Consider the following 9,905-nt stretch of genomic DNA (forward strand, 5'->3'; position numbering starts at 1 on the left):
CGGCGCGGGCGGCCTCGCGAGCGGCCTCGCGGGCGGCGGCCAGCTCGGCGTCGCGCTCGGCGAGGGCGGCGCGCAGGGCTTCGAGTTCGAGCAGTTCATGCGGCAGGGCATCGGTCGGGTCGTCCACGGGGGGAACCTCCGGCGGTGTGCTGCGGCCAGCGTGGGCAGGCGGGCCCGGGAAATCCAAGGTTCAGGTGGCACGTTCCCCGTGGGCAGGGGCTCTGGTACCTTCGGACCCGATGGAACGACGGTTCGCCCGCTTCGCTGCTGCCGCCGCGCTGCTTGGCTGCGCCGGGCTCTGGCTTGCCGCCTGCGGCGACGGCCCGGATGTGCCGCCCGCCACGCCGACGGCTGCGCCGACGGTCAACACCGATGAGTTCGGGCCCGCGCCGAAGCTGGGCGGCAACATCCTGAAGGTCTGGCCCGAACACGGGAGCACCGTGACGCAGGCGCAAACCCGTTCGCCGAACCCGGCGAACCCGAGCGGCGTCTGCGCGGAGGTCAGCTTCGAGGGGACGCCGCAGTATGGCCAGTGGTTCCGGATGGCGGTCGATGGCGTCGAAGTGACGAGCGAGCTGACGTGGGTGATCCCGACGCGGGAGGCGCCGAAGAACGGGCGGGTGTGCTACGCGCCGCCGGAGGGGCTCGCCCCGGGCCGGCACGAGGCCGCGCTCGCGGTGCAGGACCCGGGCAACCTGAACGCGCCCTCGAAGCAGGTGGTCGGCTGGGCGTTCGAAGTGGTCGAGTAGCGGGGCACGCGGCGCTCAACTCCCCGCCGGGCGCTGGACAAGCCGAAACGGCAGGGTGCGGGACCGCTCCTTGCCGGCGGGCGTGCGTGCCGTCAGGCGCACGCGGTAGCCGCCGAAGGCGGGCAGCTGCGCCTGGATCGCGACGGCCGTCTGGGAAAGCTGGCTGGCCCCGGGCGGGAGCGCCGGCGGCCGCCCGACCTGCATCTGCCCCTCGACGCGGACGAGCTCCTGGCCGTCGTCATCGTGGAGGGCGAGGCCGAGCGCGATCGGCTGGTTGGTTTCGTCCCATTCGATGCGAACGCCGATGGCGACCACGATGCGGGCGGAGGCCGGCGCCTCGGGCGCGTGGGTGGTATCCCAGCCGCCGCCCATGAGGTAGAGCTTGCCGCCAAGCACCTCGGCGTGGTCGGCGAGCAGGGCGTAATCGATATCCATGCGCGCCAGTCTACTGCGCCGCGCCTCAGCGGGCCGGTTTCGGGTGGTCGCGGGCCGTTCCTTAGTGGCAACCTGCACGAACCCTAGGTGATCCTCCCGTGCAGCGCCACCTGTTCCGCAAACGATGATGAACACAGGGTGAACAACCCTGCACGCCGCGTGAGCGGCATCGATGGAGGTGTGCGCACGTGCAACGAGTTCCCGGTCTTCGCTCTCTCGCGAACCTGCCCCTGCTGGTGAAGGTGCTGGGCGGCTTCGCGGTCGTCCTTGCCCTGATGGGCATCGTCGCCGGCATGGGCATCTACCAGCTCAACCAGGCTGCCCGCCGCGCGGACGTTACCTACCAGCACAATACGAAGGGCGTGCAGCATTCGGCCCAGGCGATCCGCTACCTGAACGCGAGCGCGCGGGATGAGAAGAAGGCGCTGCTGGCGGTCGAATCGGGGCAGCGCAGCCGGGCCGTGCAGTCCTCGCAGGAAGCGCTCCAGAAGGCGCAGACGGAGCTGCAGAACTACCGCGAGACCATCAACTCGAAGGAGGAGAACGACCTCTTCCTCATCATCGAAGAGCTCGCCCAGAAGGTGATCGCCGGGCGGCAGAAGGTGCTCGACCAGGTCTCGAAGGGCGACCAGGTCGGGGCGCTGCTCTCGGCCGCCGAGATCGAAGCGGACGCGCAGCGGCTGAATGACAACCTGGACATCCTCGTCACGTACAACGTCGAGCAGGCGGCGAAGGCGGCGCAGGATGCCGACGCGGCGGCCTCGAGCGCGCGGATGCTGCTGATCGGGCTGACCGCGGCGGCAGTGCTGCTCGGCCTGGGCGGGGCGTGGTGGCTCGCGAGGTCGATTGCGGGGCCGGCGAAGCAGCTGGGCGCCGCCGCCGAGCGGATCGCCGAGGGCGACATCGAGGCGCGCGTGGCGATTTCGAGCAGCGACGAGATGGGCCGCCTGGCGCAGTCGTTCGCGCGGATGACGGCCTACCTGCGGGAGATGGTCGGGGTGGCACAGGAGGTAGCCCAGGGCAACCTGGCCGTCGAGGTGCAGCCGCGCGGCGAGCGCGATGCCCTCGGTACGGCGCTGCGGAGCATGGTGGAGAACCTGGCGCGGCTCGTCGGCACCGTGCAGGAGAACGCGAACGCGATCCTCGCGGCCTCGGGGCAGCTGGAGGAGGCCTCGAACCAGATGGCGGCGGCCACCGGGCAGATCGCCCAGGCGATCAACGAGGTCACCACCTCGACCGTCTCGCTCAACGGGCTGGCGCAGGAGAGCGCGCACGAGGTGACGCAGCTGGCGGCCGGCTCGCAGCAGCTGAGCGCCAGCGCGCAATCGAGCGCCGAATCGGCGGCGCAGGGCCAGCGCGAGGCGCAGGCGATGGGCGAGCGGATCGCGCACGCCTCGGAGGTCTCGCTAAAGGTGGCGCAATCGGCCGAGGAGAGCCGGCAGGCCGCCCTGCAGGGGCAGCAGGCCGTGCAGCAGGCGGTGGCCGCCATGGAGTCGATCGCGCAGGCCGTTGGGCGCGCCTCGGAGCGGGTGAGCGAACTCGGGCAGCTCGGGCAGCAGATCGGCGATATCGTGAAGGTGATCGACGAGATCGCCAGCCAGACGAACCTGCTGGCCCTGAACGCGGCGATCGAGGCGGCCCGGGCGGGCGAACAGGGCCGCGGCTTCGCGGTGGTGGCCGAGAACGTGCGCGGGCTGGCTGAGCGCTCCAGCGCCAGCACGCGGGAGATCGCGGAACTCATCGGCCGGGTGCAGGCCGGCACCCGCGAGGCAGTCGCGGCGATGGCCGAGGGTGTGCGCGACGTGACGAACGGGCGCGAGATCACGCAGCACGCCGGCGAATCGCTGGAGGCGATCATCCGCTCGGTCCAGGAGGCGGCGGAGCGGATGCAGGAGGTGGCCGGGGAGGTGGGCGAACTGGCAAAGGGCGCCGGCCGCATCGTGGAGGCGACGGAGGCGATCGCGAGCATGTCGCGCGATTCGGCCGCCGGCGCCTCGGAGATGGCCTCCGGCACCGAGCGGGTGGCGATGGTCATCTCGCAGGTTTCGGTGACGACGGAGCAGACCTCGGCCTCGGCCGAGCAGGTCTCCGCCTCGACGGAGGAGCTCTCGGCGCAGTCGGAGGAGCTGGCTGCCACGGCGACCCAGATGCGGGAGTTCGCGCGGGCGCTGACGGAGGCAGCTTCGCGGTTCCGGCTGGCCGCCTGACCGGGACAGCACTCCTGGGGGTTGCCGGGGGCAGGCGCGGGGGCCTGCCCCCGGCGCGCGTCTGGCGGCAGTCGAAAATGCGCAATGACTTGCAGTTGCAAATGCTTGCAGTTAACCGGGAGAATGGCAGCGCGCGGCCGCCGCTGCATCCCCCGACCTCTCCCTGGCGCTGCGGTGGTGCGAGTGCCCGGCGGCGGCCGCGCGACCCCGAATGGAGGTTCGCGACGATGCCTGTCTACACCCTGCCCGACCTGGCCTACGACTACGGCGCGCTCCAGCCGCACATCAACGGCGAGATCATGGAGCTGCACCATGCGCGCCACCACGCGGCCTACGTGACCGGCGCCAACACGGTGCTGGAGAAGCTCGAAGAGGCCCGCAGCGCGGGCGATTTCTCCACCGTCAACCAGCTGGCGAAGAACCTCGCCTTCCACGTCTCGGGGCACGTGCTCCACTCGATCTTCTGGCAGAACCTGAGCCCCCACGGCGGCGATGAGCCGACGGGCGAGCTGAAGGCCGCCATCGAACGCGACTTCGGCAGCTTCAGTTCGTTCATGCAGCTGCTTTCGAACACCACGAACAGCGTGCAGGGTTCAGGCTGGGGCGTCCTCGCCTACGAACCGGTGGGCGACCGCCTGGTGGTGGAGCAGGTGTACGACCACCAGTCCAACATCGCGAACGCCTCCACCCCGCTCCTGGTGATCGACGCGTGGGAGCACGCGTACTACCTGCAGTACCGCAACGCCCGGCCGGACTTCGTGAAGGCGGTTTGGAACATCATCAACTGGGAGGACGTGGCCCGGCGCTACGCCGACGCCCGGGCGAAGCGTCCGCAGATCGTGGCGCCCGCGCCCTGAGGCCCGCACCGGCGCGGGCGGCGGCGCCCGGCATCCCCTCCCCGGCGCCGCCCGGCGCGAAGCCCGCCTGCTCGCAGGGGTTTACAGCCCGTGCAGCGGCGGGCTTTTGCACGCCTTCTTGAGGGCGAAATACATCCCCGCGCGGGCGGCGGCGCGGGGCAGCCGCTGGCGGGCGGGGAGGGCAACCGAGTCGCCGGAGGCGCAGAACGCCGCAAGCGGCTCCACCACCGCATCCCAGGAAAGCTCCTGCGCCACGCGCGCGAGGTTTGCCCGGCAGCGCTCGCGGAAGTCGGCATCGTCGAGCAGGCGCTCGATCGCCGCCGCGACAGCCGCGGGGTCGCGCTCGGGGACGGTGATGCCGAGGGGGTCGCGCTCGACGCGCTCGGCGAGGACATCGCCGCGGGTGCAGACGAGCGGGACCCGCGCGCGGAAGAGGTCGACGTAGCGGGTGCGGAAGGCGAAACGGCTTTCGAGGTTTTCGTAGCCGAGGCAAACGCTGAGGTCGGCTTCGGCGAGGTAGCTGTCGATCTCGTGGTAGGGCACCCACCCTGCGCGGAAGAAGACGGAGCGGCCTTCGAGCCCCAGCTCGCGCGCGAGGTCGATGGTCTGCCGGGTGACGCCGGCGTTCGGGCCGAAGGCGAAATCGGGGTGGTTGATGCCCATGAAGACGAGCCGCAGGCGGGGCCGCCGGCCTGCCAGTTCGGCCATGGCGCGGAGGAGGGTTTCGGTATCGTTCCACTCGGTGATGCCGCCGTTCCAGAGGATCACCTCGTCGCCCGGCTCGATGCCGGGGACCACCCCGCGCAGGGCGGGGCCCTTCGGCCGGAGGGGCGCCGCCGGCACGCCGTAGGGGACGACATCGATGTAGCGGCGGAGCGAGGGGTCGCGCGCGTAGACCGAGGGGGGCACGAGGTCGAGCGCCATGAGCATGCCGATCCAGAGGTCGCGCTGCCGGTCATCGGCGCAGAAGATGAAGTCGGCGAGGGTGAGCTGGAAGTTGAGGTACCAGCGGTTGGAGGCCATCCAGGTGCGGCGCCACTTGGGCAGGATGTCGCGCCGGGAGAGCTCCATCCATTCGATGAAGAGCGGGGTGAACCCATCGAGCGCGAGCCGGGTGCGGCCCATGAGGCGGAGGAACTGCGGGGGAAAGTTGCGGGAGATGACGACCTCGTGCTGGCGGGCGAAGAAGAGCGCGTCGGCGTTCGAATCGTAGCGCTGGAGGCGGACGGTCTTCGCCGGGGGCGCCACCTCGCCGCGGTCGCCGGGGACGAGGAGGGTAACCTCCGCCTCCGGCAGGGCGCGGGCGAGCGCCCCGGCGAGCTGGTAGGCGCGGACCCCTGGCGAGGCCATCTGCGGCCCCACGGCAGCGCGGGAGAGGACGGCGATCTTCACCCGTTCCCCCCGGCAGCGGCGCGTGCGAGCCGTTCGCGGCGGAGCGCTTCCTTCTTCTCGGCGGCCTCGCGCCGTTCGGAGCGGCGCTTGAGGGCGCGGTCGTAGTGGTTGAACGCGGCCCGGCGGGCGGTGTAGGTCACCAGGCGCTGGGCGAGCCCGGGGAGGCGCTCCCATTTCGCCGCGATGGGCTCGCCGGTCTCGGCGCAGAAGCGGATGAGCGGTTGCATCGTCACGTCCCACTGCAGGCGGGGCCGGGCGGCGGCGAGGTTCGCGCGGCAGCGGGCGCGGAGGTCGTCGTCATCGAGCAGCCGTTCGATGGCGCGGGCGAGGGCCGGCGGGTCCTGCTCGGGCACGACGAGGCCCCAGCCTTCCTGCGCGACCTCCTCGGCGAGGACATCGCCGTGGGTGCAGATGAAGGGCAGCTCGCCCCAGATGAGGTCGACGAAGCGGGTGCGGTGGCTGTAGCGGGTCTCCATGTTGTCGAAGTAGGTGCAGACGGCGATATCGGCTTCGAGCACATACTGCTTCGCCTCTTCGTGGGAGACCCAGCCCTCTTCGAAGAAGATGGTGCGGCCGAGCTGGCCGTTGCGGGCGGCGATCGCCTTCGCATCCTGGAAGCGGACGCCCTTGCCGAGCTCCTTGATGCCGGGGTACGAGGCGCCGAGGAAGAGCAGCTTGACGTCGTCGCGGCCGAGGAGGCGGAGCGCCTCGATCAGGGTGGCCGGGTCGTACCACTGGATGATGCCGCCGTTCCAGAGGATGATGCGGTCGGTTTCGCCGAAGCCGGGGCGGACGCCGCGGAGGACGCGCGGGCCGGGGTCGGGCGGCTCGGGGCGGATGCCGTGCGGGGCCGAGTCGATGTAGCGCCGGAGGGTGGGGTCGGCCTCGTAGATGCGCGGCGAAATCAGCCCCAGCGAGGTCATCATGCCGATGTAGCTATCGCGCTGGCGCTCGTTGCAGGTGAGGATGAAATCGGCCAGGGTGAGCTGCATGCCGAGGACGGCGCGGGTGCGCTCGGCCCAGGCGTCGCGGTGAGCGCCCTCGTAGTGCTGCATGCCCACTTCCATCCACTCCATGGCGTACTGGGAGAAAAGGTCGACCACGTACCGTTTCCAGGGGTAGTAGATGGCGATGTGGGGCGGCAGCATGGAGCTGATGATGACGTCGTGGCGGGCGGCGAGCTGGAGGAGGTTGCGGGCGCTCCAGCGGGTCACCCGGTAGGCGCCATCGGCGGGCGGTTCGATGTCATCGTTGGGGCCGGCGAGGGTCACCTGCGCGCCGGGGATGTGCGTCGCGAGCACCCGGGCCTGGGCGGTGGCGCGGATGCCGGGCGCCGACATGTGGCTGCCGAGGTAGCCGCGGGCAAGGATGAGGATGCGGGGGCCCATGGCGGGCGATGGTACGGCCGGGCGCGGGCTGGCGGAAGTGCGCGGCCACGCGGGACATAGGCGTCACCCGTTGACCGGATGCTGCAGCGCCCTACGCTACCGAACGCATGTTACGCGGAATCGACAACCTGATCGGCGGCACAGGCCGCCGTTTCGTCGTGCGGCGCTTTGTCCAGCCGGCGCAGCGGTTCGCCGCCATCGAGGCCTCCGGTGGCATCGTCCTCCTCCTCGGCGCGATTATCGCGCTCATCTGGGTCAACTCCCCGTGGGGCGAAAGCTACCACTCCCTCTGGGAGACAGAGCTCGCGCTCGACCTGCACCTCTTCGAAATCCACCAGCACCTCGGCCACGCCGTGAACGACGGCCTGATGGTGCTGTTCTTCTTCGTAGTCGGCATGGAGATCAAGCGGGAGCTCGTGTCGGGCGAGCTTTCCTCGCCGCGCAAGGCGATCCTGCCGGTGGCGGCGGCGCTCGGCGGGATGCTCGGGCCGGCGCTCATCTACACGCTGTTCAACGCCGGCAAGGAGAGCGCCCACGGCTGGGGCATCCCGATGGCGACCGATATCGCCTTCGCCGTGGGGGTGCTCACCCTGCTGGGCCGGCGCGCGCCGACGCCGCTCAAGGTGTTCCTGCTCGCCCTGGCGGTGGCCGATGATCTTGGCGGCATCATCGTCATCGCCATCTTCTACACCGAGAGCCTCTCGCTGGAGGCGCTCGGCTGGGCCGCCCTGCTGCTGGCGATCATGTTCGTGCTGAACCGCGGCGGCGTGCGGAGCATCGGGGTGTACCTCTTCCTGGGCGTGCTCTTCTGGGCGGCGATGCTGAAATCGGGCATCCATGCCACCATCGCCGGCGTCATCCTCGCGATGCTCACGCCCTCGAAGCCGTACTACACGGATGAGGATTTCGATGCCAACCTCGACCGCCTCCAGGCCGAGTACCGCCTCGCCCGCGCCGACGGCGACCACGAGCGGATGCAGGAAGCCCTTGCCCAGATCGAAGACCTGTCCGTGGGGATGGAATCGCCGCTCGACCGGCTCGAGCATAAGCTCGCGCCGTGGTCGGCGTTCCTGATCGTGCCCATCTTCGCCATCGCCAATGCGGGGGTGGAGGTGTCGGGGTCGATGCTGCGGGAGGCCTTCAGCAGCCCGGTGACCCTCGGCGTGGCCTTTGGGCTGGTGCTGGGCAAGCCGCTGGGGATCTTCCTGACCAGCTGGTTGTGCGTACGGCTCGGGCTCGCTCAGCTCCCGGCCAACACGAGCTTCCGGCAGATCCTCGGCGCAGGGATGATCGCGGGCATCGGCTTCACCGTGGCGCTCTTCATCGCCGGGCTCAGCTTCGAGCACCCCGAAATGCTCGACGAGGCGAAGATCGGCATCCTCACGGCCTCGGTCATCGCGGGCGCGCTGGGAGCGGGCTACCTGCTGCTCCTGCCGGCCCCGGCCACCTCCGATGAGGGCCTGGAGGCCGCGACCCGCGCCGCCGCGCGCACCCATTGACCCGCCAGTGACGTCCACCCCTCGGCGCTGGGGCAACCCTGTGCCAGCGTGGGGCCATGCTGCCGCTGACTCCCACCCTGCTCGCCCACCAGCGCGGGCGCCGGCGCGCGCCGGCCGTGCTGGTCACCGCTTCCCGCTCGCGCGAGGGCCTGCCCGTCCTTGATTTCGCCCCGCTTGCGCTGCCGGGCGGCGCGCCCGGGCCGCACGCCCTGGCGGCCACCGCCGACGGCACCTTCCTGCAGGCTTGGAACGACGCGGGGACGGTCCGCACCCGGCGGAACTGGGGCGCATGGTCGGCCGGGGTGGCGACCGCGGCACCCGGGGCAGCCCTGGCGCTGGCCGTCGTGCCGGGCGAGGCGGTGCTGGCCATCGCCGACGGCACGGCCGTCCGCACCCTCTCCTCGTTTGATGACGGGCTGACCTGGAGCGCGCCGGTCACCCGCGTCACCGAAGCCTCGGCGGTGGGCAGCATCGCCCTTGCGGGGCGGCAGTCGAACGGCAACCTCTGCCTGTTCTACGCGCTGGCCGGCACGGCCACGGTGAAGCGGCTGCGCCGCACCGGCGGCACCTGGGCGGCCGCGGGCACGGCCTGGACGGCTGGCGGCGCGTGGACCGAGGTAAACGGGCTGGCCGCCATCCACCTCCCGAACGACTACCACGTGGTCGTCACGGGCACGGCCGCCGGCGGCGCGGCGATGGTCGCGGCGCATTTGATGGGCGACGGCACGCTGCCGGCGAATACGTGGTTCGGGCCGCAGGCCATCGCCCTGGCCGATGCCGGGGCCGCCATCGCGTTCAGCCACCCCGCGGTGGCGAATCCCGGCGGGCTCGTCGCCGCGTGGCGGCAGCAGCACACCGGTTCGGCGCCGCACGACCGACCGATGCTCGCCCGGGCGGTGAGCGGGACGCTCGCCCCCTGGAGCGAACCGGCCCCATTTGCCGCTGAGGCACCCTTCGGGCTGGCGCTGGCCGCCCGCGACGACCTGGCCGCGGCAGCGACGCCGCATGCCGCCTGGACCGCCCCGCTGGGCGAAACGCTCGACCTCGCCGGCCGGCTGCTGGCGCTCCGGCGCGAGAGCGGGCCGACCCGCTCCCTGCTCGAGCTGGTGCTCGAAGACGGCGACGGCGCGCTGGCCGGCCACCCGCTGCTGCGGCCGGGCTGCGCGCTCGAGGTGCGGCTCGGCTACCGCTCGGGCGCCGGCGGCGCGCCCGAATACGGCCTCACCCTGCGCGGGGCCATCCTCCGGACCCGGGCAGAAGTGGCGCGCGGCGGACGTTTCGTCACGGTCGAAGCTGGCGGACCCTGGGAGCAGCTGGCCGCGGCCCGCCTGCCGGGGGCATGGCAGTCGCCGCCGGGCGCCACCCGCGGCGAGCTGGC

Annotated in this window: 7 protein-coding genes and 1 pseudogene; 5 read left to right on the forward strand and 3 right to left on the reverse strand. The window is 71.6% G+C overall.

The features are described from left to right. Positions 1–239 precede the first annotated feature (239 nt). Complete coding sequence (locus VAE46_RS11425; protein ID WP_322797063.1) at positions 240–749, forward strand: hypothetical protein; 510 nt, start codon at positions 240–242, stop codon at positions 747–749. Positions 750–764: 15 nt separating this feature from the next. Here the strand turns inward: VAE46_RS11425 and VAE46_RS11430 are convergent, their stop codons facing one another. Further along, complete coding sequence (locus VAE46_RS11430; protein WP_322797064.1) at positions 765–1,184, reverse strand: DUF6941 family protein; 420 nt, start codon at positions 1,182–1,184, stop codon at positions 765–767. Between the two features lie 188 nt (positions 1,185–1,372). On the opposite strand from VAE46_RS11430, the gene VAE46_RS11435 reads away from it, so the two are divergent. Beyond that, positions 1,373–3,391: a methyl-accepting chemotaxis protein gene (locus VAE46_RS11435; protein ID WP_322797065.1), complete on the forward strand. Its 2,019-nt coding sequence runs from the start codon at positions 1,373–1,375 to the stop codon at positions 3,389–3,391. Between the two features lie 227 nt (positions 3,392–3,618). Further along, positions 3,619–4,248 (forward strand): superoxide dismutase, encoded by a 630-nt coding sequence (locus VAE46_RS11440; RefSeq protein WP_322797066.1) that lies wholly within the window; start codon positions 3,619–3,621, stop codon positions 4,246–4,248. A gap of 81 nt (positions 4,249–4,329) precedes the next feature. On the opposite strand, the gene VAE46_RS11445 is transcribed toward VAE46_RS11440, so the two are convergent. Both VAE46_RS11445 and VAE46_RS11450 read right to left on the reverse strand, forming a co-directional pair. After that, a complete protein-coding gene (locus tag VAE46_RS11445) occupies positions 4,330–5,640 on the reverse strand; it encodes a glycosyltransferase family 4 protein (protein WP_322797067.1) in 1,311 nt (436 codons plus the stop codon). After that, the gene (locus VAE46_RS11450) at positions 5,637–7,028 is read right to left on the reverse strand and encodes a glycosyltransferase (RefSeq protein WP_322797068.1); all 1,392 of its coding nucleotides are present in this window, start codon (positions 7,026–7,028) and stop codon (positions 5,637–5,639) included. The genes VAE46_RS11445 and VAE46_RS11450 overlap by 4 nt, the downstream gene beginning before the upstream one ends. Before the next feature lie 107 nt (positions 7,029–7,135). On the opposite strand from VAE46_RS11450, the gene nhaA reads away from it, so the two are divergent. After that, positions 7,136–8,527: a Na+/H+ antiporter NhaA gene (gene nhaA, locus VAE46_RS11455; protein WP_322797069.1), complete on the forward strand. Its 1,392-nt coding sequence runs from the start codon at positions 7,136–7,138 to the stop codon at positions 8,525–8,527. A gap of 56 nt (positions 8,528–8,583) precedes the next feature. Continuing rightward, positions 8,584–9,905: pseudogene (locus tag VAE46_RS11460) on the forward strand (hypothetical protein); the annotation flags it as partial.

Source organism: Tepidiforma sp. (genome assembly GCF_034433535.1).
Taxonomy (GTDB): Bacteria; Chloroflexota; Dehalococcoidia; order Tepidiformales; family Tepidiformaceae; genus Tepidiforma.